We start from the raw sequence: 23657 nt of genomic DNA, 5'->3' as shown, positions 1-23657 counted from the left end.
CCGGCCCGGTTGCTTCCGCGGAGGTCGGCGGTGTGGCGGCGCAAGCCGGTCCCCACAGCCTCAATCCAGGTATCTCGTGCTGAATCCGGAGGTCTTACATGCTTCACATGAAACTCGCACGCTCGCTCGCCGCTCGGCGCGGCTCGATGTCCACTGCCTCGATGCGATGTCTCACCGCCTGCCTGCTGCTCCTGGTCTTGACCGGGACGAACGCTCAGGCTCAGTCCGAGCCGCAGCGCGCGATTACACCCATCGCCGGAGACCTGTACCGGTTCCAGAACAACTTTCACTACTCCGTGTTTCTGGTCACCTCCGACGCAATCATCGCCACAGACCCGATCGACGCTGGCGCCGCGCAGTGGCTGAAGTCCGAGCTGAGCCGGCGCTTTCCCGGAAAGCCGATCCGCTATGTAATCTACAGCCACAGTCACGCCGACCACATCGCCGGTGGCCAGGTGTTGGCGGATACCGCCACGGTGGTCGCCCACGAACGGGCGAAGGAGCGGATCCTGGCGGAACAGGTCCCGACGGCCGTTCCGGCGCTTACCTTCTCCGACCGAATGACGATCGAAGCCGGAGGCAAACGGGTCGAGCTTCATTACCTGGGCCGCAACCATTCCGACAACACGATCGTGATGCGCTTTCCCGACGAACGCGCGCTGTTCGCAGTCGATATCGTTGCCGTGAAACGGCTGCCTTACCGCGATTTCCCGGACGGCTACCTCGATGAATGGATCCAGACGCTCAAGACGCTCGAAAGCATGGACTTCGATATCCTGGCGCCCGGTCACGGCACTCTGGGCACCCGTGCCGACGTGGCAGAACATCGCCGCTACCTCGAGTTGCTGCGCGAGCGTGTCAAGCGCGAGATGGACGCGGGCAGATCGCTGGAGGAGATCAAGCGCGTGGTGACGATGCCCGAATACGCGAGCTGGGGTTCTTACCGCGACTGGGTGGAACTCAACGTCGAGGGGATGCATCGATACTTGCGCATGCGCGCAAGCAATTGACGGCGCGGAGCACCCGCTGCCTTGCGGCGTGGATTCACCCGAGCTTGCGCAGCTCGCGGCGGACGATCTTGCCGGTGGCCGTCAAGGGCAGCGCATCGAGATAGGCGATCCGGCGGGGATACTCGTGCGCGGAGAGCCGGTGGCGGACGTGATCCTGCAGTTGCCGGGTCAACTCTTCGCCGGCGACATAGCCGTCGTTGAGCACGACGAAGGCCTTGACGATCTCGGTGCGCAGCGGGTCGGGCACGCCGACCACCGCGGCCATCCGCACCGCCGGATGCTTCAGCAGGCAGTCTTCGATCGGTCCCGGGCCGATGCGATAGCCGGCGCTCGTGATCACGTCGTCGTTGCGGCCCACGAAGCGGACATATCCGTCTTCGTCGGCTGCACCGATATCTCCGGTGATCAGCCAGTCGCCGATGAATTTCCCGCGGGTCGCCTCCGGATTGTTCCAGTAGCCGAGGAACATCACCGGATCGGGGCGTCGCACGGCAATGTGCCCCTGGACACCCGGCGCCACGATCTTGCCTGCGTCGTCGAGGATGCCGACATCGTGCCCCACGACCGCCTTGCCGATGGCGCCGGGGCGCGCGGGAAACAGCGCCTCGCACGCGGACACGGTCATGTTGCATTCGGTCTGCCCGTAGAACTCGTTGATCGTGAGCCCGAAGACCTCGCGTCCCCATTCGAGCAACTCGGCGCCCAACGATTCGCCGCCGCTCGCCACCGAGCGCAGCGCGAGCTTCCCCCGCAGGCGCGCCACCGGCAGGCCGCGCAGCATCTTGAGCGCCGTGGGCGGCAGGAACACGTTGCGCACTCGATGGCGCGCCATCAGATCGGCCGCCGCTTCCGGATCGAATTTTTCGAAGCGATGGGCGACCACCGCCAGCCCATGGTGCCAGGCCGGGAACAGCACGTCGATCAACCCGCCGATCCAGGCCCAGTCGGCCGGCGTCCACATCGAGTCGCCGTCGCGCCCCAGGAAATTGTGAGACATCTCGACCCCGGGCAGATGGCCGAGCAGCGTGCGGTGGGCGTGCAGCGCGCCCTTCGGGTTTCCGGTGGTGCCCGAGGTGTAGATGATGAGCGCCGGATCGTCGGCCTGTGTCTTCAGCGTCGTAAACCGGTCCGAGGCCCGCGCGAGCGATCGCGTGAAGTCCTCGCAGCCCGGCGGCTGCCCGTCGATGCAGAACAGCGTCTGTAATTCCGGCAGCGCGTGGCGAATACGCTCGATCTTTTCCGCGCCCGCGGAGTCGGTGACAAGCAGCTTCGCGCCGCAGTCGGCCAGTCGGTACTGGAGCGCGTCGGTGCCGAACAGCACGAACAGTGGAACCGCGATCGCGCCGATCTTGTACGTGGCGAGGTGGGCGATCGCGCTCTGCGGTTCCTGCGCCAGCAGGATGCCGACCCGATCACCGGCGCGCAGCCCGTGCGCCGCGAACAGGTTTGCGGCGCGATTGGACAGGCGCTGGATGTCGTCGAAGGTGAAGCGCTCGACCCCGCCGTCGCGCCGCTGGTGAACGAGCGCGAGCCGGCCGCGTCCGTCGGCCCACTTGTCGCAGATGTCGGCGGCGATGTTGTAGAACTGCGGCACACTCCAGCGGAACCGCGCGCAGAGGTCTTCGTAGGATTGCGATTGCGGAAGCACCGGTGTCTCCGGGATGCGTTCGTCCTAGTCTATGCTATGCGCCCCGGCGGCAGCGCCGCGGTTCCGGAGATCGATGAATGGCGAAGCGCAGGCACGTTTTGATTGCGCGTTCTTCACGCGCTCGCGCGCGCCCCGGCGCGCCCGCGCCGCGCCTCGGGCGCTGGCTCAGGCTGACGTGGTGGGCAGTGTGCCTGGCCGTTCTGGCGTGGTGGTTCGTCTCCATCGATCTCGGCACCCCGCTGTCCCAGGCGAGGCGCCCGGAGCAGCAGCAGATCCTCGAAGGCATCATGGCGGTGCTCGCGTTTCCGGCCGGATTATTCTGGATCTGGGTGCTGCCTTCGCTCATGTCGCTGTCGCAGACGCTGGGCGTGACCGTGGAACGCTGGCCGTGGTACACGCATCCGCTGGCCGCCTGGACGGGCGCCGCTCTGCTCGGCCACCTGCAATGGTTCTGGCTGCTGCGGCGGGTGTTCACGCTGCGCGCTTCGGACGGCTGAACGCCGGACCGGACGGCCAGTAAAGGGCGGCATTCGCCCCCTTCCCGAGGGAGCCTGCCGGCCTCGGGGCCGGCAGCGCGGCAAATGGCTTGCGGAATGTGTTGATTCCTCATGAGTTCCCCCGGCACAATAGGCCGGTCTGCAGCGAGGGAAGCATGAGCATCCAGTTCATCAGCAAAGACCTCACCCCGGCGGAGATCTCGTTCCTCAAGTGGCAGTACGGTTTCGAGGACGAGGACGATCCCTTCGAGCGATCCCTCTGGCATACGATCATGCGCGCATGGGAAGCCGACAACGAGTCGCCGCGGCCGGGCAAGGGACCGAGCCGCCATCTGGAGCGGCTCGGTGCGCCCGACGCCTATCCCGACGAGGTCGCTCTGTACATCAAGTTCAAATCGGATCAGAGCGACCGCTTCTGGCGTGAGCTGATCGGGCGCGCGGGGCTGTCCGACCGGCGCCAGCGCCATACTCCGCCGGCTGTCGAACGGCGCCGCAGGGCCGAGGCCAGGCGCTGAGTGCGCGGGCGGGCGCGCGGCGCGCCTTGGTGCAGCGCAGGGCCATTACTCTCCCTTGTGCGCCTTGGCTAGCGCGGCCTTGCAGGCCGGGGCCAGCTCGCTTTGATGTTCCTTCAGGCATTGATTCACCCGCCCACCTCCTGGCTGCACGTCCTTGCACAGGCGCGCGATATCGGCCATGCACGGATGGCGGCTTTCGGCTTGCGCGACCTTCTCGCGACAGCCGGGAGATAGCCGCTCCTTGTTGGCCGCAAGGCAGCGCAGCACCCGGCCATCGCCCGGCTGCACCTGCTGGCAGTGCGTTTGCGCATCGGCCTTGCAAGCCTCGGCGAACTCCTCCGCGCGTTGCCTGCGCTCGGCCATCCGGTCCCGGCAGGCCGGCGACAATTCGCTTTCGTGCCGTGAGAGGCAGCGCGCGATCGCGCCACGGCCCGGCCGGATGTCCTTGCAGAATTTCTGCACGTCCGCGCGGCATGCGCCGTGCTCCCGCTCTTCGGCCGCTGCGGCAGTGGACAGCAACACGCCGGTGAGAAGCGCGAGCGTGGTCGTCAGAGTTTTCATGAGTCTGAGCTCCGTAAGAAAGTGAAGGGCCGGCGTGTGCGCCGGTGAGGCTGTAACGGCGTGATCCCGCCTGGCGTTGACCCGGCTGCTGCGCGACCCTCATGCGGCCGCCTGGCCGACGGTCCGCGCGACCTTGCGCCCGAGCGCCCGGGCCGTGGTCCACTTGCCGCCGAAGACCGTCAGCAACCGGCCGCTGCGCTCCAGCGCGTACTCGCGGCTCACTGCGGAAGGCGGTTGACCTCGCGACCCCAACAGCGGGCGCACCCCGGCGAATGCCTCCACGACATCCGCGGCCTGCAGCGCCGGCCGCAGGTAGGCGTTGAACACTCGCAGCAGGTAGTCGCGTTCGGCCGTGCTGACGGTGATCGGCTCGTCGAGGCTTTGCCGCACTTCGGTGGTTCCGATCAGGGTGCGGCCTTGGTACGGAAGCACGAAGCACACGCGCCCGTCGTCGGGGGACTGCAACAGATACCCCTGCCCGACCTCGCGCCCGACGATCAGATGGCTGCCGCGCACCAGATCCAACGTGTGGCGCGATGCAATCGCGCTCGCCGCCAGCAGCTTGCCCGCCCACGGGCCGGCGGCATTGACGACGAAATCGAACCGCTCCCGGCGCCCGGCGACGAACACACCGCCTTCGGTGTCCACGCGCGCGACCGCTGTGCGTTCGCGCAGCTCAACCCCGCGTGCCTGCGCTTCGTGCAGGGCCCACAGGCCGAGCGCGCGGTCGTCCATCTGCCCGTCGAAATAGCGGTAGCCTCCGATCAGTCCCTCGCGCCGCAGTTCCGGTGCGCGAGCGCCAAGCGCTGCGACGTTCAACCACCGATGCCAGCCCAGCCGGTCGCGGCCCGCGAACAGATCGTAGATCAGCAAACCGAGCTTGAGCGCCGGACGGCTGCGAGCAGAGTTGCGGAAGACCGGAACGATGATTTCGAGGACACGCGTGAGCTGCGGCGCGGATCTCAGCCACCAGGCGCGTTCGCGCAAGCCTTCCCGCACCAGCGCGAGCTGGCCGTGCTCCAGATAACGCAGCCCGCCGTGCAGCAGCTTGCTCGAGCGGCTGCTCGTTTCCCCCATCGGCTCGCCGCGCTCGAACAGCGTCACGGCATGGCCGGCTTCGGCCAGCGCCCACGCGCACATGATGCCGTTGATTCCCGCGCCGACCGTTGCCACCCGCATGCGCTCGCCGTCCCGCCTTACCAGAATCGAGGCGGATTATTCTGCCCGCTCGCTCGGCTGGGGTGAGGGAGGCGAGTCGGGCGGGGGTCAGTGCCTGACCATGAACTTCCCGCGGGGTACGCCGGCCATCAGCTCCATGAACTTCTCGCAGCTCATGTGAATGAGCTCGGTGTGGTCGCCCGCCTCGAAGTAGATCTCCGGCTGCATGAGCAGGCTTTCGTCCACCATCGTCCGCACGCCGTAGGCCGGTCCGATCGCCGGTATCGCGCCCGGATCGCAGTCGTCGAACAGGCGCACGACGTCCGGTTCGCTGGCCAGGCGCAGGTTGCGGTTCAGCATCCGGTTCACGGCTGCCAGATCCACGCGCCCGCTCGCCGGGAGGACGATCATCAAGTAGCCGTCGTCGTCCTCCAGCACCACCGACTTGGCCAGACGCTCGGCGGGAATGTGCGTGACGCGCAAGGTCTGCGTGCTGCTGGCCGTGCGCGCATGTTCGCATACGTCCCACGTCGCCCGGTGCTCGGTCATGTAGTTTCTGAGTTTCTCGGGAATGCTCATCTGCTCCTCCTTGGCGCCAGTGCGCCGTCTACGCGGGGCGCGAAAACCGGCCGCGTCCACCCCCATGGTACGCCTGTACGGCGCAACCGGTCCGGCTTGCGCCTGACTTCCGCTATCGCAAGCCTGCACCCGAGCAGGCTGCGAATCCTCGAACGGCACAAATCCATGGCGTAGCGTGTTTTGGCTGCGACATAACCTTGCACTGCGTGCAAGGTGAGTCTGCGCCCAAACAAGCTACGACTGCGAATCCTCGAACGGCACAAATCCATGACGTAGCGTGTTTTCAGAAACGACGCGCGACCACATGAACTGCTTGATGTAGTCCGGACCGCCGGCCTGGACGCCGGTGCCGGAATGCCGGATTCCACCGAACGGCTGCACCCCGACGCGCGCGCCGGTGATCCGGCGATTGATGTACAGATTTCCGACCAGGAAGCGCTCTCGCGCGAGTTGCGCGTGGGCCGGGAGGCGGGTAAACACGCCGCCGGTCAGCGCATAGTCGCTGTGCATCGCCAGGGCGAGCGCCTGATCGAAACTGCCTGCGCGCATCAGGCACACGACCGGACCGAAGATCTCTTCGGTGGCGATGCGCGCATCTGGCGGCACATCGCTGAAAACGGCCGGCGCGACATAGTAACCCTGCGACGGCACCTTTCCCCGATAGACGAGCTTCGCTTCACCCTCCCCCACGGCGATCCAGCGCTCGATGCGTGCCTTGGCCTCGGCGCTGATCACCGGACCGAAGAGATGCCGCGGAGATTCGGGTGGGCCGTAGCTGTGGGCATCCAGCGCCTCGGTCAGCCGCGCCAGAAAGCGTTCATAGACACCATCGAGCACGATGACGCGCGAGGCTGCCGAGCACTTCTGGCCCTGATAGCCGAACGCGCAGACGAGCGTCTCGCTCACGGCCTGATCGAGGTCGGCGTCGCGGTCGATCAGGATCGCGTTCTTGCCGCCCATTTCGCACACCACACGCTTGACCATCACCTGTCCGGCAGGCACTTCGCCTGCGCGCCGCAGGATCCGGAAACCGATCTCGCGCGATCCGGTGAACGCGACGGTCGCCACCTCCGGATGCCCGACCAGGAAGTCACCCACCTGCGCGCCCGGACCCGGCAGCAACTGGACCACCTCCTCGGGAAAGCCGGCCTCGTACAGAATCTCGAGGAGCCGGTGCGCGATGATCGGCGTGGGCCCTGCCGGCTTGGCGATCACGGTGTTTCCGGTCACCAGAGCCGCGGCGGTCATGCCGGTCAGTATCGCCAGCGGGAAATTCCAGGGCGCGATGACTGCGGCCACGCCGCGCGGCTCATAGCCGAACTCGTTGCGCTCGCCCGGGTAGCAGCGCGTGGCGCGCCACGCTCCGAGCGACTCCATCTGTGCCGCGTAGTAGTCGAGGAAGTCCGCCGCCTCGGCCACGTCGGCGTCGGCTTCACGCCAGTTCTTGCCCGCCTCGTACACCTCCCAGGCCGCGAGCGCCAGACGCCTGCCCCGCACCAGTTCGGCCGCACGCCGGCACAAAGCCGCCCGCTGCGCCGCAGGCACGCTGCGCCACGCCGGAAAAGCGCGCACGGCGATCCTGACGGCCTCGGCGGCCTGAGGCTGGCCGGCCTGTTCGACCAGCCCCAGCACTTCATCCGGATCCGCCGGGTTGACGCTGGGGCGCACGGGCAGGTCCGCAAACAGGCTCGAACCTGCCGCAAGCCGGCAGGTCGCACCGAACTGGGCGCGCACCTCCTTCAACGCCCGCTCGAATGCCGCGCGCACCGAAGGCTGGCTGAAGTCGAGCAGCGGCGTGTTGCTTGTCCGGCCGTTCGTCGGTACGGGTGCAGGTGCGCGATCGGCTCTGCCGGCAGGGGCGGCAAGGAGCAGCTCGGGCCGGGCGGGCTCGAGCCAGGTCTGCCGCAGCACCGAGGTGTTGGCGGTGTTCTCCGCCAGCCGTCGGATCAGGTACGCGATGCCGCCGATCAGATCGCCGGTCGGAACATAGATGCGCAGCGCAATCCCCTGAGCGGCCACGGCTTGCGCCAGGGGCTCGGCCATGCCGAACAGCATCTGCACTTCCCAGCTCGACTGCGGACGCTCGCGGGTGTAGGCGTGGACGACGGCGTGGGCGATGCTGCGCACGTTGTGGGTGGCGAACGCCGGATAGACCGCGTCGCCGGCATCGAGCAGGCGCTCGCTGAGCGCTTCGTATTGAGCGTCGGTCGCCGCCTTGTCGAGCAGCACCGGAATCGGCCAGTCGCGCTGCACGGCCAACGCCACCTCGGTGTCCCAGTAGGCACCTTTGACCAGCCGCACGCAGATGCGGCGCCCATGCGAGCGCGCGAGATCGATGACGCGCTGCGCCTCTTCGTGCGCGCCGCACAGGTAGGCCTGGACCGCGATGCCGGGGATCCAGTTGGGTCCCGGGTAGGTCTCGAGCAGCGCCGCGAAGACGTCGTGCACCAGGGGCCGCAAGTCGTTGTGCTCCATGTCGAGCGTGAGCGTGGCGCCGAGTGCCTGCACACGCGGCATCAGATGCCGCAGCCGGCTCATCACGCGCTCGCGCGAGCCTGAGGCGTCGAGCGGATCGAAGCGCGGGGTCAGTGCCGAGAGCTTGATGGACAGGTTGGGCGCGGCGACGCGATTGCGCGCCAGGCAGTCCAGCAGGAAGAGGTTGCGCGCAAGGTACTCGTCGGCTTCGGCCTCGGTCAGCACTGCCTCGCCCACGGCGTCGAAGCTGGCCGTCGCGGGCAGCCGCGCGAGCTTCGCACACACGCGCCGGATCGCCTCCGGCGTTTCCTCGACGAGAAAATTGCGCGCCAGCCGCCGTACCGAAGCGCGCACGGCGGGCGCGAACAGCGGGCTCGCGCCCAGGCGCAGCAGCCTGCCCCACGTGCCGCCGAGGCGGAACCCGGACAGATAGGCGCGGAAGTGTTCCGCCACCTCCGCGGCGCTGTCCAGTTGCGGAAGCACGTCGACGAACAGAAACAGCGCCGCGCGCAGCCGCTCCTCCGCCAGCGCGCCGGCCAGCAGCTTTCCGCGCAAACCGCGCGCATCGAAGATCGATGGCCTCGCCCCGGCCGCGCGGCGCAACAGCCGCGTCCCGATTTCGGCAATCAGGGCTTCCGAACTCTCTCGTCCGGGATCGCCCATGCAGGCACCTCTCGTTTCAAGTATAGGCGGCCCGCGCCATCTCGCCAGCGACGCCGCGCCCTGCACTGCGCGAATCTCGTCGTCCGACAAGACTGCGCGGGCGGCCGAGGCAGGAGCCCGCGTGAATTGCGCATCGCGAAATTGCGCACCGCATCGTAGCGTTCGGCGCCGCCGGAGGTATCATCCGGAGACACAACACGACCAACGCGTGCGCTGCGCCAGTCGCCCACGCGCGCTCCACTCGTCACACAACATGTCCAGTCAAGGAACCGCAACATGGCCAACGATCTCGAGACTGCCGCGATCGAATATCACGAGCAGCCAACTCCCGGAAAAATCTCCGTCGTCCCCACCAAAGGGCTGACCAACCAGCGCGACCTTGCGCTCGCCTATTCGCCGGGGGTGGCCTACGCCTGCAAGGCGATCCAGGCCGACCCCACGCGCGCGGCCAGGCTGACCGCACGCGGCAATCTCGTCGGCGTGGTGACCAACGGCACCGCCGTGCTCGGCCTGGGAAACATCGGACCGCTCGCCGGCAAGCCGGTCATGGAAGGCAAGGGCTGCCTGTTCAAGAAGTTCGCGGGCATCGATGTCTTCGACATCGAACTGGCCGAAACCGATCCCGACAAGCTGGTGGACATCATCGCGGCGCTCGAGCCGACGCTGGGCGGGATCAATCTGGAGGACATCAAGGCGCCGGAATGCTTCTACGTGGAGGCCAAGCTGCGCGAGCGCATGAAGATTCCGGTGTTCCACGACGACCAGCACGGCACGGCGATCATCGTGGGTGCGGCGGTGATCAACGGCCTGAAGGTGGTGGGCAAGCCGATCGAACAGGTGAAACTGGTCTGCTCCGGCGCCGGGGCCTCGGCCATCGCCTGTCTCGATCTGCTGGTGCGGCTGGGCTTGAAGCGCGAGAACGTCATCGTCTGCGACACCAAGGGCGTGATCTACGAAGGCCGCGAGAAGAGCATGGAGCCCAACAAGGCGCGCTATGCGCGCAAGACCGAGGCGCGCACGCTGGCCGACGCGATGCCGGGGGCGGACATCTTTCTGGGCTTGTCGGGCCCCGGCGCCCTGAAACAGGCGTGGGTCAAGACCATGGCGCCGAAACCGCTGGTGCTGGCGCTGGCGAATCCCACGCCCGAGATCCTGCCCGAAGAAGTGAAGGCCGTGCGCCCGGACGCGATCATCGCCACCGGCCGCTCCGATTATCCGAACCAGGTCAACAACGTGCTGTGTTTCCCGTTCATCTTCCGCGGCGCGCTCGACGTGGGGGCGACCAAGATCACCGAGGAGATGAAGCTCGCCTGTGTGCACGCCATCGCCGAGCTGGCCCAGGCGGAGCAATCCGACGTGGTGGCCATGGCCTACGAAGGGCAGGAGCTGTCGTTCGGCCCCGAGTACATCATCCCCAAGCCGTTCGACCCGAGGCTGATCGTGCGCATCGCGCCGGCGGTTGCCAAAGCCGCCATGGAAAGCGGTGTGGCCACGCGGCCGATCACGGATCTCGAGGCCTACCGCGATCAGCTCACCAACTTCGTCTACCACTCCGGCTTCGTGATGAAACCGGTCTTTTCGGCCGCGAAGAAAGCGCCGCGGCGCGTGATCTACGCCGAGGGCGAAGACGAGCGCGTGCTGCGAGCCGTTCAGGTCGTGGTGGACGAGAAGCTGGCCCGGCCGATCCTGATCGGACGCCCGGAAGTGATCGACATGCGGCTCAAGCGCTTCGGGCTGCGGCTGCGCCCGGGCCAGGATTTCGAGATCGTCAATCCGGAGAGCGATCCGCGCTACAAGGAAGTCTGGACCGAGTACTACAAGATCATGCGCAGGAAAGGCGTGTCTCCAGACGACGCGAAGGTCCACATCCGCCAGTCCACCACGCTGATCGGCGCGATGCTGCTGCGGCGCGGCGACGCCGACGCGCTGCTGTGCGGCACCTTCGGGCGCCACAAGGATCATCTGCGCCACGTCAACAACGTCATCGGGCTCAAGCCCGGTGCGACCGTGTTCGCGGCGATGAACGTGCTGATGCTGCCGCGGCGCACGCTGTTCATCAGCGACACCTACGTGAACGAGGATCCCAGCCCCGCCCAGATCGCCGAGATCACGTTGATGGCGGCCGAGGAAGTGCGCCGCTTCGGCATCGTGCCCAAGGTCGCGCTGCTGTCGCACTCGAACTTCGGCACCGACGACGTGCCCGCGGCGGTGAAGATGAGCAAGGCGCTCGAGCTGATCGAAGCACAGGCGCCCGAGCTGGAGATCGACGGCGAGATGCACGGCGACGCCGCGCTCTCCGAGGCGATCCGCCACCACGTCAACCCAGACTCCAAGCTCAGGGGCGAGGCCAATTTGCTGATCATGCCCAACCTGGACGCGGCCAACATCGCGTTCAACCTGCTCAAGATGCTGGGCAGCGAAGGGGTGACGGTCGGGCCGATCCTGCTGGGCGCGCGGGCGCCGGTGCACATCCTCACGCCGACCGCGACGGTGCGCCGGCTGGTGAACATGACGGCGCTCTGCACGGTGGATGCCAACGCGCAGCAGCGCACGCTGTTCTAGGCGCAGGCGGCGGAGACCGCCCCGGCGCCGGTTGCCCCTGTACAGGACCGGCGCTGCGCCCGCGGCCGGTCAATCGCAGTGCGTGCCGTAAGGCGTTGCGCTCACGCGGCTCGTTCGGCCCGGATGAGCGGCGCGCAGCTTGCGGCTTTGCGAACGCAGCGCTCCCGCCTCGCCTTGCCGGCCGATCCGCTCGAGCACATCGGCGTACTCATCCAGCAAATCGGCGTAGCCGATCGGATCGACGTCCGGGACGTTCTGGGCAACGAGCATGGGCTTGACGGTCCTGTAGTGCCACTGCGCTTCCTGCAGAGACCTGCCTGCGCGATTGAGCCGCGCCAGCTCGACGTGCGACATGTAAACCGGCCCGCCCATCACTTCGTCGAAGGCCAGCGCCTTTTCGAGATACGTCCGGGCCTCGCCATAACGGCAGGTCACTCCCAGCGCGCGCCCGTATTCGTAGTAAAGCACGGCCATGGTGCGCTGATCGGCGTCGGACTTTTCAGCCGCGGCCACGGCCTTGCGCAACCCGTCGCGCGCGACGCCCCAATCGCCGCGCTGCGCGGCGGCAAAGGCGCTCTGCGCGTGCCGCAGCGCCTGCGCGCGATTCTCGTCCTCGGCCGCCGCCACGCCCAGCCGGAACACCAGCAGAACAGCGGCAACGCACAGCACGCCCGGCGCTCTCATTCGCTCTCCGGAAAACAATCTCCGCTTCCGAAAGTCGCGGACACGGCCAGGCGGGCTCGCGCGCCCGGATGCTCGAGCCCGAGGAACTGCTCGCATTTGCCGTCGAACGCGTTGTCCGCCGCCAGGGTCACGGTGACGCCTTTTCGCGTGCAGGAAAGCGCGACATCGTTGCGGGTGCAAGCGTCAAGGTGCCGGTGGGCACCCAAAACTTGCGCGCACGAGACCGGCTGACAGACTCTTTCGGCATCTACTTGAGCTCGAACTCGACCAGCTCGACCACCGAACGCCCGGTGTTGCGGAGCGTGAGCGTGGCGGACTCGGCGCGAAAAACGAACTGCGCGGGCGCCAGCTCGGAGACCGCCTCGGGGCGCCCTTCCATGGCCTCGCTGATTCGCCCTTCGGTCACGGCCACGCGGATGCTGGGGCCGGAAATCGTGACCGGACCGAGCGATTCGCCTGGTTCAAGCCGGATGCGGTAGGCGCGCACGCGCTCGGTATCGAGCACGGTCTTCACCGCGCTGGAGTCCGGAATCGGGTCGCTGATCCGCGCGCCCGGCTGCAAGGGTTTCAGCAGCTCGATCCCGATCGCACGGAAAGTTCCCGGGCCCCTGTTGATGAAGCGGTGTGTGTAGGTTCCCTGCGTGGAAGCGCGGTAGTAGCCCACCGTGCCGCGCTCGATCTTCACTTCCCTGGGCTCCTGCCCGTAGACCTGGTTGTCGAGCATGACGCTGCTCGCCATCACGTAGGGATAGTCGAGCGCATGCGCGTGATAGAGCGTGCGGCCGCCCTCTGGAATCTCGACGTCGATGATGCGTACCCACTCATTGACGAGCTTGGGCACGTGGCGCGGCTCCTCGTGCGCCGGCACCACGCGATCGTCGTCTTGGGCCCAGGCGGGTGCGCCCAGGACCAGCACGGCCGCGAACAAACATCCTCTGAACTTCTCCATGGCGTCTCGCTCCTGCACAGTGAACGGAAATCCTTCACCGCCCGCTTGAAGGCTCGGTACCGAACTGCAGCGCCGCGAGCCGCGCGTACAGCGCATTGGAGCGCAGCAATTCCTCGTGCTTGCCGATGCCGATCAGGCGCCCGTGGTCGATGATCGCGATGCGGTCGGCGCTCTTCACGGTGGAAAGGCGATGGGCGATGATCAGCACCGTGCGCCCGCGCATCAGGCGCTCGAGCGCCGCCTGCACCATGCGCTCGGACTCGGAGTCGAGCGCGGAGGTCGCTTCGTCGAGCAGCAGCACCGGGCGATCGGCGAGGATCGCGCGGGCGATCGCCAGACGCTGGCGCTGGCCCGCGGACAGGCGCACGCCGCGCTCGCCGAGGAAGGTTTCGTATTTCTGCGGCAGACCCTCGATGAACTCCGCGGCGAAGGCGGCCTCGCACGCGGCGCGTAGCTGCGCCTCGGTGGCCTCCGGGCGCCCATAGCGCACGTTCGCGGCCACGCTGGCGGCGAAGATCGCCGGTTCCTGCGGTACGAGCGCGATGCGGCCGCGCACCGCCGCGGGATCCGCCAGCCGCAGATCCACGCCGTCCAGGCGCACTGCGCCGGCGGTCGGATCATAGAAGCGCAGCAGCAGGTGGAAGACGGTGGACTTGCCCGCGCCCGACGGACCGACCAGCGCCAGCTTTTCCCCCGGCTGCACCTCCAGCGAGAAATCGTCGAGCGCCGCAGTAGCAGGACGCGCGGGATAGAAAAAGGTCACACGCTCGAAGGACACCCGGCCCACCGGCGGTTCGGGCAGAGGCAGCGGCCGCGACGGTGCCTGGATCCACGGCTCGGTGGCGAGAATTTCGAGCAGCCGCTGCGCGGCGCCCGCCCCGCGCTGCAGGTCGCCCACGACTTCGCTCAGCGCGCCGGCCGCGCCCGCCACGATCGCCGCATAGAACACGAAAGCGGACAACTCCCCTGCCGAAATGCGCCCGGCGAGCACGTCGTGCCCGCCTACCCAGAGGATGACGCCCACGCCGGCGAATACCAGCAGGATGACCGACGCGATCAGCGCCGCGCGCACCCGGATTCGACGCCGCGCGGTCGCAAAAGCATCCTCGACGCGGCGGGCGAAGGCGCGCTCCTCCTCCCGCTCGTGCCCATAGGCCTGGACCGTGCGGATCTCGTGCAGCGCTTCGTCCACGTAGGCGCCGAGGTCGGCCACGCGGTCCTGGCTGGCGCGCGAGAGGCTGCGCACGCGGCGCCCGAACAGGACGATCGGTCCGATCACGATGGGCACGGTCAGCAGCACCAGCGCGGTCAGCTTCCAGCTCGTGACCATCAGCATGACGAGCGCGCCCGTGCCCATCAGCAGGTTGCGCAACGCCATCGACACGCTGGTACCCACCACCTGCTCGAGCAGCGCGGTATCGGTGGTCAGGCGCGAGATGACTTCCCCAGTGCGCGTGTGCTCGTACCAGCCGGGAGACAGCCGCAGCATGTGGGAGAACACCTCCCGGCGCAGGTCCGCGACCACGCGCTCGCCCAGCCACGAGATCAAATAGAAACGGACGTAAGTGGCGGTGGCCATCACCGCAACCACGGCCAGAAGCAAGAACAGCGCATGGTTCAGCGCCTGCGCATCCCCGCCGGCGAAGCCGCGATCGACCACGATCTTCAGCCCCTGGCCGATCACCAGGAAGCCGCCGGCGGCCACGATCAGCGCGACCGCGAATCCCGCGATCCGCGCCCTGTACGGGCGCGCGAAACGCCACAGCACCGAAAGTGCCGCGAGTCGCCGCAACGGAGCCGGCGGAGTCGACGAGCGGGACTCCACGGGCGGATCTGCGCGAGGCATGCGACGGACCGCGAACTTCAGACCAGCGTCACGCCCGAAAGCCACCGGTGGCCGTAGAGCGCCGCGCCGTACACCGCCAAGCCCAGCGCCACGACCGCGATATCGCGGGAGACCGGGCGCACCGTATCGCCCGGCTTCGCGCCGCGCTGGGTCTGCGACCACATCGCATACAAGGAGTAGAGCGCAAAGGCGCCGAACAGGAGGACCGAGCCGAGATCGCCGTTGGCCAGCAGATGCAATACCGCCCAGAGCGTCACGGCCCAGAGCATCGGGTGCGCGGTCAGGCGCCTGAGGTTGCTGGGCACATAGGCTCCGACGAGGAGGATGAACGCCAGCGGCATCAGCCACAACGCCAGCGAACGACTCCACGCCGGGGGTTGCCACAGCGGCACCGGGTCCGCCTGGATCTTGCCCCAGACGATCAACGCGAGTCCGATGGCCGAGAGCAGCGCATAACCGGCCTTGTAGGGCTTCTCGCCATAGCGCGCAATGAGCGTGTCGCGCGCATCGCGGAAGCTGGACATCAGGTGCACGGAAAAGAAGACCGCGAGTCCCAGTACGAGCAATCCCATCGCCGAACCTCCGCTGAAGACAGCCCCATGATGCCCGTCGCCCGCGCGGCTGGGAAGGCAGTGCACCATCCACTGCGGCACCGGCTGCGCCTTGACTCGACGCGGCGCGCGGGCGTATAAAAGCCGCCTTCGCTTCGGGCCCCATACCAACTCATGTGCACCCGCGCGCCGGGATCACAGCCATGGCCACCGGCAGGATGACGGAAAAGCAGGCTGCGTTTCGCGAAGAGTACAAGGCCCGGATCGCCCCGTGGTACAACGGCTGGGGTCACCTGCTGTCGATCTTCGTTCCCGGCCTGGCGCTCGTCGCGTTCTGCGTCTCGCGCATCGAATCCCCGACCCTCTGGGAGATGCTGTTCGCGATCCCGGTCCTGATCCTCTACAACTGGAACGAATGGTGGTTGCATCGCAACGCCATGCACCGGCCGATCAGGGGCCTGGGCGGGATTCTGATGCCGGTCTTTCATCGTCACACGCACCAGCACCATCAGTACTTCACCGCCCAGCGCATGACTTACGACACCAACCGCGAATGGCGCATCGTGCTGTTTCCGCCCTACGCGTTGCTGGTATTCATGCTGCTGACGCTGCCGTTCGCGCTTGCCGTCGGCTATCTATGGTCGGCCAATGCGGGCTACATCCTGATGATGCTGACCCCGCTCTACTATCTGAATTACGAGACCTTTCACTTGTGCTGTCACGTGGAGGACAACTGGTTCGTGCGCCATTGTCCGCTGATCAATACCATCCGCCGGCATCATGCGGCGCATCATAGCCAGCCGATCATGATGGAGCGCAACATGAACCTCACCTACCCGATTGCCGACTGGTACATGGGCACCAGCGACCTCAGCCGGGGGCTGCTGGGGCACCTGTTCAACGGCTACAGCACGCAGCACGTCAAGAAGGAATTTCTCGCGGATCAGGGAAAAGAACTGGACTCCCGGATGAAACCGGCATAAAGTCCGCCACTCTGTGGCAAGGGAAACCCGCAGGGGAGGGGGAGCGCCGCCATAGAAGCGGCATGAGAGGAGGGGGCCCACGAAGCGCTGCTTCGTGGGCCCTTCCATTTCAGGGGATCGAGAATCCGGCTGAAAGCGCGTACCACCTCGCGCCCAGACCGTCGCGTCACGCCGCCGCGGCCACGTGGCCTTTGTCCAGCGTCTCGGCGTCGAGCGTTGCCGCCACTGCGTGCACGACCGAAGCGATGCGCACCGCAGCCTGGATCTGCTCGCGCGTCATGCCCGCCTCGCGCAAGACCTTCTCGTGCGAGGTGATGCATCGGCCGCAGGCGTTCACCGCCGACACGGCGAGGCACCACAACTCGAAGTCGACGCGCGCGGTTCCCGGCGTGGCGATGACGTTCATGCGCAATCTGGCCGGCAGCTTCGAGTACTCGGCATCCTCCACCAGGTGGAGAAAGCGGTAATAGACGTTGTTCATGCCCATGATCGCCGCGGCGGCCCTGGCGGCAGCGAGCGCGGCGGGATCGAGCTTCGTGCCGAACTCGGCGAGCACGGCCTCGATCACCTCGGGGTTGCGCGCGGCGAGCGCCGTGGCGACGAAGGTCCCGGCTTTCTGGGTCTCGGTGAGCACCGTTTCGGCGGCCAGCGAGCCGAGATTGAGCTTCAGGTCTCTGGCGTACTCAGGCAGCCTGTCCTTCAAAATCTGTATCGACATTGGAATCTCCGCGCGAAAAGGCGAGCGCTCTTGCGCGGGCGCACCAGTTAAACGACATCAGGCCGCCTTCAGAACTTCCTCGCCCTTCTGCCAGTTGCAGGGGCAAAGTTCGTCGGTCTGCAAGGCGTCCAGCACGCGCAGCACTTCCTGCGGATTGCGCCCGACATTGAGGTCGTTGACCGAAACGAAGCGGATCACGCCCTGCGGATCGACGATGAAGGTCGCGCGCAGCGCCACGCCTTCGGCCCTGTCCAGCACCCCGAACGCGGCGGACAGCTCGCGCTTGATGTCGGAGAGCATCGGAAACGGCAGGTCCTTCAGATCCGGGTGCTGGCGCCGCCAAGCCAGGTGCACGTATTCGCTGTCGGTCGACACGCCGTAGATGACGGCGTCGCGGTCGTTGAATTCGGCGTTGAGTCTGCCGAACGCCGCGATCTCGGTAGGGCACACGAAGGTGAAGTCTTTCGGCCAGAAGAAAACGATCTTCCACTTGCCCGGATCCGATTTGTCCGTGATCCGGGTGAAGGCCTTGTCCTGCTCGGTGGACACCACCGCCTGCAGGTCGAATGCGGGAATGCGGTCGCCTACGGTCAACATCGTGCTTGCTCCTTGGTTTAGAGTTGGATGACTCGGCGCGCAGTGTGCGGCCCGGCCGTTGATCGTGCCAACGAAATTTGCCGTTTACAATGATCGTGCCGACCGATCAGCCGCCCATGATCAACGCCCTGCCCTCACCCCGCCAGCTGCGCTATCTGGTGGCGCTGTCCGAAACCCTGAATTTCCGCAGAGCGGCCGAACGCCTGTTCGTGACCCAGTCCACGCTTTCGGCCGGCATCAAGGAGCTGGAGACCCTGCTCGGGACGACGCTGGTCGAGCGCGACAAGCGCTCGGTGCGGCTGACCGCGATCGGCGAGCAGGTCGTCGAGCGCGCGCGCAAGCTGCTGGCCCAGGCCGAAGACCTCGTGATGGTCGCGCGCGGCGCCGGACAACCGCTGAGCGGGCTGCGGCGGCTGGGCGTGATCCCGACCGTGGCGCCCTTCCTGCTGCCGGCCATCCTGCCCGTTGCGCGAACGGCCTATCCGAAGCTGCAGCTTTATCTGCGGGAGGATCTGACCGACCGGCTGCTGCAGCAGATCGAATCGGGCGATCTGGATTTCGCGCTGATCGCCCTGCCCTACGACACCGGCGATCTGGTGGTGCGGACGCTGTTCAGCGACGAGTTCTGGTTTGTGGCGCGCGAGGACGATGCGCTCGCGCGCCTCAGGGAGGTGGCGGTGCGGCAAGTGGAGCCCAATCGCATCCTTTTGCTGGAGGAAGGGCACTGCCTGCGCGAGCACGCGATCGAAGCCTGCGGCGCAAGACGGATGTCGCGGCGCGAGGGCGGCCTCGAAGCCACCAGCCTGTACACGCTGCTGCAGATGGTGGAAAGCGGGCTCGGAGTGACGCTGCTGCCGGAAATGGTTCTGAAAGCCGGCGTGCTGAACGGTACCCGGTTGATCGCGCGCCCGTTCTCGGTGCGGGTGCCCGCCCGCACCATCGCGCTCGCCATGCGCCGCACCAGTCCGTACACCAAGGACTTCGACCTGCTTTGCGAGCTGATCATCCACCAGCACCGCGAGGCCACACGCACCCGTGTTGCCTCGCGACGGAGGTGATTGCCGCCAGGCCAGGGGTGTTGCTCACCACCAAAGGCACGAAAGCGCCAAGAGGGCACAAGGACATTCTCGTTTCTTCCTTTGCCTTCGCGGCGCATTCACGTCAACACGGCTCCTCCCGGACGGGCGCGGTCCCTGTCAGATCGTCCGCATGAAAAACCAGAGCGCGGCGATGGTCAGGGTCGCCAACGTCACCGGAACGCCGACCATGGCGTGGCGTTTCCAGTCGATGACGATGTTGCGCCGGTGCGCCGCGTCCACCACGATGATGTTGGCGATGCTGCCCACGATGAGCAGGTTGCCGGCAAGCGTGCTCGCCAGCGCGAGCAGCGCCCCGGCCATCTCGTGCGTGGCGAGGGGCAGCAGCAGCATCACCGCCGGCACATTGGATACGATGTTGGACAGGGCGAAGGCGGTCACGAAGAGCGGGGCCGGTTGATCGAGATGGATGCCGGCGGTGCGCAGAGCCTCGACCGCATCGTTCGGCAGTCCGGTCTTCTGCACCGCATGGTTGACGATGAACAGCCCGATGAACAGCACCAGCAGCTGCCAGTCCACCAGGCCGAGCATCTTGCGCGAGTGCAGCTTGCGCGACAGGAGGAGCACGCCGGCCGCGGTCAGCGCCACGACTTCGCGCGGCAGCGGCGCGCCCAGGAACATCGCGAACACGACGGCCGCCACACCCAGTCCCTTCGCGGTCTGCCAGCGGTCGAGTTCGGGTCGCGCGTCGGGGTGCAGTTCGGGGACCGCCTCGGCAATCTCCCAGCTTCGGAAGTACCAGCGCCCGCGCGCGCCGGCGGTGATAATGCCCCACGTCACCAGCAAGCCGAGGACGACCGGGACCGCCGACTCGCGGATGTAGCCGAAGAAATCGAGCTTGAGCGTTTCCCCGATCAGCATGTTCTGAGGGTTGCCGATCAGGGTGAGGGCGGAGCCGACGTTCGCCGAACAGGCGAGCGCGAGCAGGAAGGGGACGGGATTGAGCCGGCGCGCAAGGCACACGTCCACCAGCACCGGAGCCATCGCGAGGCAGATCACGTCGTTGCTGAACACGGCGGACAGTCCCGCCACCACGAAGATCAGCGTGCCGAGCAGCAGCGCGGGCGACACGCGCTGCTTGCCGATCCTGAGCGTCACCCAGGTGTAGAAGCCGCCAAGCCGCAGTTGCGCGGACACCACCATGAAGGCGAAGAGCAGGATCAGGGTCGGGGCATGGATCGCCGCCCAGGCCTCCTCCAGCCCCACCGCCTCGCTGCCCACCAGCGCGATCGCGCCCAGCAGAGCGATTCCGGTCCGGTCGAGCTGAAGGAACGGCAGGGCACCCAGGATCATTCCGAGGTACACGATCGCGAAGACCGCCACGATCGTGATCGTGTGCGCGTCAGGATGCGGCATCGGCGGGGTTGACCGCGCCTGCAATCCGCCACAGAGGCACGTGGCGCTGCAGGTTCGCCAGGAACTTCCGGCCGCGCGGAAAGCGCGACTGCAAACCGATTCTTCGTCGTTTCTTGTTGGCTGTGTTCTTTATTTTCTCTGCGCCTCTGTGTCTCCCTGCTCAACGCCCGGCGTCAGGCGGCCTGGCGCGCGCGGTTCACCGCGTCGAGCAGCCGGTCGAACGCATCGGCGAAAAGCTTCACGCCTTCATCGAGCAACTGCGCGGTCACGGCGTCGAGCGAAACTCCGGCTTGCGCGATCGCGGCCAGGGTCGACCGCGCACCCTCCAGGTCGCGCTCCAGGGTGGGCGCGGGCTTGCCGTGATCGCGAAAGGCATCGAGCGTGGCCGGCGGAATGGTATTGACCGTATCGGGCCCGATCAGCTCGTCCACGTAGAGGGTATCCGGGTAGTCCGGGTTCTTGGTGCTGGTGCTCGCCCACAGCAAGCGCTGAGACTGCGCGCCGCGCCGGGCGAGATCGCGCCAGCGTTGCCCTGCCATCACCGCTTTGTAATGCGCATAGGCGAGCTTGGCGTTGGCGATCGCCGCCTTGCCGCGCAAGGCAAGAAGCCGTGTGCGTTCGGCGTCGGAACGCGCGGCATCGGAACGCGCCTGAAGCTGCGCGTCGATCGCGGTATCGATGCGGCTCACGAAGAAACTCGCCACGCTGGCCACGCCGGCGACCGGCTTGCCGGCGGCCGCGCGCTGCTCGAGGCCCGCGAGGTACGCTTCGACAACCCTGGCGTACATCGGCACCGCGAACAGCAGCGTCACGTTGATGTTCAGCCCGTCGGCGATGAGCCGTTCGATGGCGGGAATCCCGGCCGCAGTCGCCGGCACCTTGATCATCAGATTGGGGCGGTCGACCGCCGACCACAACCGGTGCGCCTCCGCGATCGTGCCCGCCGTGTCGTGAGCGAGCTTCGGAGAGACCTCCAGCGAAACGAAACCGTCGCGCCCGCCGGTCGCCTGGAATACGGGGCTCATCTGATCGGCGGCCATGCGGATGTCTTCGATGGCGATGGTCTCGTACACCCGCTGCGGATTGGTCTCGCCCAGCCGCGACAGCGACGCGAGCACCGCCCGGTATTCGGCGCCGGACCCGATCGCCTTCTCGAAGATCGCCGGGTTGGAAGTCAGTCCCTTGACTCCGTCCTCGCGCACGAGCTTCTCCAGTCCGCCGCCGGTCAACAACTCGCGGCGAATGAAATCGATCCAGACCGACTGCCCGAAGCGCTCCAGTTCCTTCAATCGGCTCATCCGTGGCTCTCCTCTCGCGTTGGCGCAAAGATACGCGAAAGTGGCTCCGCCGGGAACGGCGCAAGACCGCTCGCCGGCCGGCGGCCGTCCGTGCCAATGCGGACAAGGGCCGCTGTGCGACGCCCGCCCCTGCGCGAAGGCCGATTGCTGGATGACCGCGGGCGATCCCCGGTATCCTCCGGGCGTATGGCTTGCTTCTCGCCGGACATGAGCTTTGCCTTTCGCTGGAGAGATGCCACGCGGCCCGCGGTGCGCGGCGCCGGATATCGTCCGGTGCTCGGCGCAGTGCTTTGCGCGCTCGCCCTGCCGGTCAGCGCGAGCGCGCAGCCGGCGCACGACGTCGCGCCGACGGAATTCGTCGAGGCGTTCCGGCAGATCCGGGCGCGATACGCCGAACCGGTCGACGAACGCACCCTGATCGAGAACGCGATCCGCGGCATGGTCAGGAGCCTGGATTCCCACTCCGAATATTTCGACGCGACCACGTACGATCAGTTGCGGCGCGACACCGCCGGCGTATTCGGCGGCATCGGCGTCGAAGTGGCCATGGAAGAGGGGGTCTTGCGCATCGTCGACGTCTTCGAGGACACGCCGGCGTTTCGAGCGGGGCTGCGAGCGGGCGACTCGATCACGCATCTGGACGCGGCGCCGGTCGCGGCCTGGACCCTCGAACAGGCGATTGGGCGCGCGCGGGGCGAACCCGGCAGCCGCATCGTGCTCACGGTGCTGCGCCGGGGGCAGGCGCGACCCGCCACGCTCACGCTCGAGCGCGCGATCGTGCAGAGCCGCAGCGTGGAGTTCGCGCGGATCGAGGCGGGATACGGCCACCTCGGCATCTCGGTCTTCAACCAGCGGACGCCGCACGAAGCGCTGGCCGCGCTCGCGGCGGCGTCGCGCGGCGATGGTGTGCTGAAGGGCCTGGTGCTCGACTTGCGCGACAACCCCGGCGGATCGCTGCGGGCCGCCGTCGCGGTGTGCAGCCTGTTCCTGAAGGACGCCGCGCTGATCGTCTCCACAGAAAGCGCCTCACCGCAGTCTCGCATGCAACTGTTCGCCGACGCCCGGCGCCATGCGCGCGCCGCGGAGCCGGAGCTCCTCGCCGCGCTGCAGGAGATGCCCGTCGCGGTGCTGGTGAACGAACAGTCGGCCTCCGCCGCCGAGATCGTGGCCGGCGCACTGCAGGATCACGGGCGCGCGCGCGTGATCGGCACGCGAACCTTCGGAAAGGGATCGATCCAGCTCGTGCTGCCGCTGGTCCGCGGCGCGGCGATCAAGCTCACCGCCGCGCGCTATCGCACCCCGGGAGGACGCCTGATCGAGGGCCTGGGCATCGTGCCCGATCTGGCGGTGGAGCGGACATCGGAAGACGACGATCCGCAGCTCGCGCGCGCGATCGAAACGCTGCGCCAATCCGCGTTCGCCATCAGCCACTGACTTGCATTGTGCGCGAACGCGCGCCGTGTCGCGTCGCCGCGTGGCGACATTTTTTCTCCGAACTTGTCCCGTTCGACCCGGACTAACCGTTCATGAAGCAGCCGGCACAGGCTGCCACGCGCGTCCAGGGAGCGGGTCACTGGAGTCGGACGCGGCGATTCATCAACTCATCAATCGAGGAGGACAACCATGGCTAGGGAATGCTCGACCAGCAGACTGCTTTCCACACTGAGCGCAGGCGTTCTGGCGTTCGCATTGAGCGGATTCGCCTTCGCGGGCCAGGAAGGACAGGCCGGCCAGCAGCAACCGCAGGCGCAGCCGACTCCGGGCAGCGATGCCGCACAGCGCGAGCAGGAGTATCTCGCCGCGCTGAAGAAGTGCGAGCCGCTCGCCGCAGCCGAAAGGCAGAAGTGCATCGAGGCAGCCAAGAAGCGCTTCGGACAGATGTGATCCTCCAGCGCTGAAGCGGAGCACGG

Annotated in this window: 22 protein-coding genes; 8 read left to right on the top strand and 14 right to left on the bottom strand. The window is 67.2% G+C overall.

Annotated features, from left to right (window positions below):
- Positions 1 to 98: 98 nt before the first annotated feature.
- A complete protein-coding gene (locus tag VNM24_04595; GenBank protein ID HWQ37882.1) occupies positions 99 to 1010 on the top strand; it encodes an MBL fold metallo-hydrolase in 912 nt (303 codons plus the stop codon).
- Positions 1011 to 1044: 34 nt separating this feature from the next.
- Here VNM24_04595 and VNM24_04590 read toward each other — a convergent pair whose 3' ends face one another.
- On the bottom strand, positions 1045 to 2658 hold the full coding sequence (locus VNM24_04590) for an acyl-CoA synthetase (GenBank protein ID HWQ37881.1): 1614 nt from the start codon (positions 2656 to 2658) through the stop codon (positions 1045 to 1047).
- A 77-nt stretch (positions 2659 to 2735) separates the two neighbouring features.
- Here VNM24_04590 and VNM24_04585 point away from each other — a divergent pair, with 77 nt between their 5' ends.
- Positions 2736 to 3155, top strand: a complete 420-nt coding sequence (locus VNM24_04585; GenBank protein ID HWQ37880.1) for a hypothetical protein — start codon at positions 2736 to 2738, stop codon at positions 3153 to 3155.
- Positions 3156 to 3310: 155 nt separating this feature from the next.
- A complete protein-coding gene (locus VNM24_04580) occupies positions 3311 to 3670 on the top strand; it encodes a hypothetical protein (protein ID HWQ37879.1) in 360 nt (119 codons plus the stop codon).
- Between the two features lie 45 nt (positions 3671 to 3715).
- Here VNM24_04580 and VNM24_04575 read toward each other — a convergent pair whose 3' ends face one another.
- The 4 genes from VNM24_04575 to VNM24_04560 form a co-directional block, all read right to left on the bottom strand.
- Positions 3716 to 4231, bottom strand: coding sequence for a cysteine rich repeat-containing protein (locus VNM24_04575; GenBank protein ID HWQ37878.1), 516 nt, complete (start codon positions 4229 to 4231; stop codon positions 3716 to 3718).
- Between the two features lie 99 nt (positions 4232 to 4330).
- Positions 4331 to 5410 carry a glycerol-3-phosphate dehydrogenase/oxidase gene (locus VNM24_04570; protein HWQ37877.1) on the bottom strand — a complete coding sequence of 360 codons (1080 nt, stop codon included), beginning with the start codon at positions 5408 to 5410 and terminating at the stop codon, positions 4331 to 4333.
- Positions 5411 to 5497: 87 nt separating this feature from the next.
- Complete coding sequence (locus tag VNM24_04565) at positions 5498 to 5968, bottom strand: YbaK/EbsC family protein (protein HWQ37876.1); 471 nt, start codon at positions 5966 to 5968, stop codon at positions 5498 to 5500.
- Positions 5969 to 6202: 234 nt separating this feature from the next.
- A complete protein-coding gene (locus VNM24_04560) occupies positions 6203 to 9106 on the bottom strand; it encodes a proline dehydrogenase family protein (GenBank protein HWQ37875.1) in 2904 nt (967 codons plus the stop codon).
- Positions 9107 to 9382: 276 nt separating this feature from the next.
- On the opposite strand from VNM24_04560, the gene VNM24_04555 reads away from it, so the two are divergent.
- Positions 9383 to 11668 (top strand): NADP-dependent malic enzyme, encoded by a 2286-nt coding sequence (locus VNM24_04555; protein HWQ37874.1) that lies wholly within the window; start codon positions 9383 to 9385, stop codon positions 11666 to 11668.
- A gap of 69 nt (positions 11669 to 11737) precedes the next feature.
- Here the strand turns inward: VNM24_04555 and VNM24_04550 are convergent, their stop codons facing one another.
- The 5 genes from VNM24_04550 to VNM24_04530 all read right to left on the bottom strand — a co-directional run bounded on the left by VNM24_04550 (position 11738) and on the right by VNM24_04530 (position 15719).
- Positions 11738 to 12352, bottom strand: coding sequence for a hypothetical protein (locus tag VNM24_04550; GenBank protein HWQ37873.1), 615 nt, complete (start codon positions 12350 to 12352; stop codon positions 11738 to 11740).
- A complete protein-coding gene (locus VNM24_04545) occupies positions 12349 to 12483 on the bottom strand; it encodes a hypothetical protein (protein ID HWQ37872.1) in 135 nt (44 codons plus the stop codon). Before VNM24_04545 ends, VNM24_04550 begins: the two co-directional genes overlap by 4 nt.
- Positions 12484 to 12599: 116 nt before the next feature.
- Positions 12600 to 13301 (bottom strand): hypothetical protein, encoded by a 702-nt coding sequence (locus VNM24_04540; GenBank protein ID HWQ37871.1) that lies wholly within the window; start codon positions 13299 to 13301, stop codon positions 12600 to 12602.
- 34 nt (positions 13302 to 13335) lie between these two features.
- Positions 13336 to 15147 carry an ABC transporter transmembrane domain-containing protein gene (locus tag VNM24_04535; GenBank protein HWQ37870.1) on the bottom strand — a complete coding sequence of 604 codons (1812 nt, stop codon included), beginning with the start codon at positions 15145 to 15147 and terminating at the stop codon, positions 13336 to 13338.
- A gap of 17 nt (positions 15148 to 15164) precedes the next feature.
- Positions 15165 to 15719, bottom strand: coding sequence for an NnrU family protein (locus VNM24_04530; GenBank protein ID HWQ37869.1), 555 nt, complete (start codon positions 15717 to 15719; stop codon positions 15165 to 15167).
- 182 nt (positions 15720 to 15901) lie between these two features.
- On the opposite strand from VNM24_04530, the gene VNM24_04525 reads away from it, so the two are divergent.
- A complete protein-coding gene (locus VNM24_04525) occupies positions 15902 to 16681 on the top strand; it encodes a sterol desaturase family protein (GenBank protein ID HWQ37868.1) in 780 nt (259 codons plus the stop codon).
- Between the two features lie 166 nt (positions 16682 to 16847).
- On the opposite strand, the gene VNM24_04520 is transcribed toward VNM24_04525, so the two are convergent.
- Both VNM24_04520 and VNM24_04515 read right to left on the bottom strand, forming a co-directional pair.
- A complete protein-coding gene (locus VNM24_04520) occupies positions 16848 to 17399 on the bottom strand; it encodes a carboxymuconolactone decarboxylase family protein (GenBank protein HWQ37867.1) in 552 nt (183 codons plus the stop codon).
- 57 nt (positions 17400 to 17456) lie between these two features.
- The gene (locus VNM24_04515; protein ID HWQ37866.1) at positions 17457 to 17996 is read right to left on the bottom strand and encodes a peroxiredoxin; all 540 of its coding nucleotides are present in this window, start codon (positions 17994 to 17996) and stop codon (positions 17457 to 17459) included.
- A gap of 89 nt (positions 17997 to 18085) precedes the next feature.
- Here VNM24_04515 and VNM24_04510 point away from each other — a divergent pair, with 89 nt between their 5' ends.
- Positions 18086 to 19054 carry a hydrogen peroxide-inducible genes activator gene (locus VNM24_04510; GenBank protein HWQ37865.1) on the top strand — a complete coding sequence of 323 codons (969 nt, stop codon included), beginning with the start codon at positions 18086 to 18088 and terminating at the stop codon, positions 19052 to 19054.
- A gap of 138 nt (positions 19055 to 19192) precedes the next feature.
- Here the strand turns inward: VNM24_04510 and VNM24_04505 are convergent, their stop codons facing one another.
- Positions 19193 to 20449 (bottom strand): anion transporter, encoded by a 1257-nt coding sequence (locus VNM24_04505; protein HWQ37864.1) that lies wholly within the window; start codon positions 20447 to 20449, stop codon positions 19193 to 19195.
- 173 nt (positions 20450 to 20622) lie between these two features.
- On the bottom strand, positions 20623 to 21747 hold the full coding sequence (tal, locus tag VNM24_04500) for a transaldolase (protein HWQ37863.1): 1125 nt from the start codon (positions 21745 to 21747) through the stop codon (positions 20623 to 20625).
- Positions 21748 to 21933: 186 nt separating this feature from the next.
- Here tal and VNM24_04495 point away from each other — a divergent pair, with 186 nt between their 5' ends.
- Both VNM24_04495 and VNM24_04490 read left to right on the top strand, forming a co-directional pair.
- Positions 21934 to 23181, top strand: a complete 1248-nt coding sequence (locus tag VNM24_04495; protein HWQ37862.1) for a S41 family peptidase — start codon at positions 21934 to 21936, stop codon at positions 23179 to 23181.
- Positions 23182 to 23370: 189 nt separating this feature from the next.
- Positions 23371 to 23631 (top strand): hypothetical protein, encoded by a 261-nt coding sequence (locus VNM24_04490; GenBank protein ID HWQ37861.1) that lies wholly within the window; start codon positions 23371 to 23373, stop codon positions 23629 to 23631.
- Positions 23632 to 23657: the final 26 nt, after the last annotated feature.

The organism is Burkholderiales bacterium, from assembly GCA_035560005.1.
Lineage (GTDB): Bacteria > Pseudomonadota > Gammaproteobacteria > Burkholderiales > Eutrophovitaceae > DASRFY01.
Note: the sequence above shows the minus strand (reverse complement) of the source record. Positions and strands in the feature narration are given on the sequence as shown.

What these genes read in the sequence shown, in the direction of transcription:
- VNM24_04595 (HWQ37882.1), top strand. Translation starts at nt 99, where the DNA reads ATGCTTCACATGAAACTCGCACGCTCGCTCGCCGCTCGGCGCGGCTCG.
- VNM24_04585 (HWQ37880.1), top strand. Translation starts at nt 2,736, where the DNA reads ATGGCGAAGCGCAGGCACGTTTTGATTGCGCGTTCTTCACGCGCTCGC.
- VNM24_04580 (HWQ37879.1), top strand. Translation starts at nt 3,311, where the DNA reads ATGAGCATCCAGTTCATCAGCAAAGACCTCACCCCGGCGGAGATCTCG.
- VNM24_04575 (HWQ37878.1), bottom strand. Translation starts at nt 4,231, where the DNA reads ATGAAAACTCTGACGACCACGCTCGCGCTTCTCACCGGCGTGTTGCTG.
- VNM24_04570 (HWQ37877.1), bottom strand. Translation starts at nt 5,410, where the DNA reads ATGCGGGTGGCAACGGTCGGCGCGGGAATCAACGGCATCATGTGCGCG.
- VNM24_04565 (HWQ37876.1), bottom strand. Translation starts at nt 5,968, where the DNA reads ATGAGCATTCCCGAGAAACTCAGAAACTACATGACCGAGCACCGGGCG.
- VNM24_04560 (HWQ37875.1), bottom strand. Translation starts at nt 9,106, where the DNA reads ATGGGCGATCCCGGACGAGAGAGTTCGGAAGCCCTGATTGCCGAAATC.
- VNM24_04555 (HWQ37874.1), top strand. Translation starts at nt 9,383, where the DNA reads ATGGCCAACGATCTCGAGACTGCCGCGATCGAATATCACGAGCAGCCA.
- VNM24_04550 (HWQ37873.1), bottom strand. Translation starts at nt 12,352, where the DNA reads ATGAGAGCGCCGGGCGTGCTGTGCGTTGCCGCTGTTCTGCTGGTGTTC.
- VNM24_04540 (HWQ37871.1), bottom strand. Translation starts at nt 13,301, where the DNA reads ATGGAGAAGTTCAGAGGATGTTTGTTCGCGGCCGTGCTGGTCCTGGGC.
- VNM24_04535 (HWQ37870.1), bottom strand. Translation starts at nt 15,147, where the DNA reads ATGCCTCGCGCAGATCCGCCCGTGGAGTCCCGCTCGTCGACTCCGCCG.
- VNM24_04530 (HWQ37869.1), bottom strand. Translation starts at nt 15,719, where the DNA reads ATGGGATTGCTCGTACTGGGACTCGCGGTCTTCTTTTCCGTGCACCTG.
- VNM24_04525 (HWQ37868.1), top strand. Translation starts at nt 15,902, where the DNA reads ATGGCCACCGGCAGGATGACGGAAAAGCAGGCTGCGTTTCGCGAAGAG.
- VNM24_04520 (HWQ37867.1), bottom strand. Translation starts at nt 17,399, where the DNA reads ATGTCGATACAGATTTTGAAGGACAGGCTGCCTGAGTACGCCAGAGAC.
- VNM24_04515 (HWQ37866.1), bottom strand. Translation starts at nt 17,996, where the DNA reads ATGTTGACCGTAGGCGACCGCATTCCCGCATTCGACCTGCAGGCGGTG.
- VNM24_04510 (HWQ37865.1), top strand. Translation starts at nt 18,086, where the DNA reads ATGATCGTGCCGACCGATCAGCCGCCCATGATCAACGCCCTGCCCTCA.
- VNM24_04505 (HWQ37864.1), bottom strand. Translation starts at nt 20,449, where the DNA reads ATGCCGCATCCTGACGCGCACACGATCACGATCGTGGCGGTCTTCGCG.
- tal (HWQ37863.1), bottom strand. Translation starts at nt 21,747, where the DNA reads ATGAGCCGATTGAAGGAACTGGAGCGCTTCGGGCAGTCGGTCTGGATC.
- VNM24_04495 (HWQ37862.1), top strand. Translation starts at nt 21,934, where the DNA reads ATGGCTTGCTTCTCGCCGGACATGAGCTTTGCCTTTCGCTGGAGAGAT.
- VNM24_04490 (HWQ37861.1), top strand. Translation starts at nt 23,371, where the DNA reads ATGGCTAGGGAATGCTCGACCAGCAGACTGCTTTCCACACTGAGCGCA.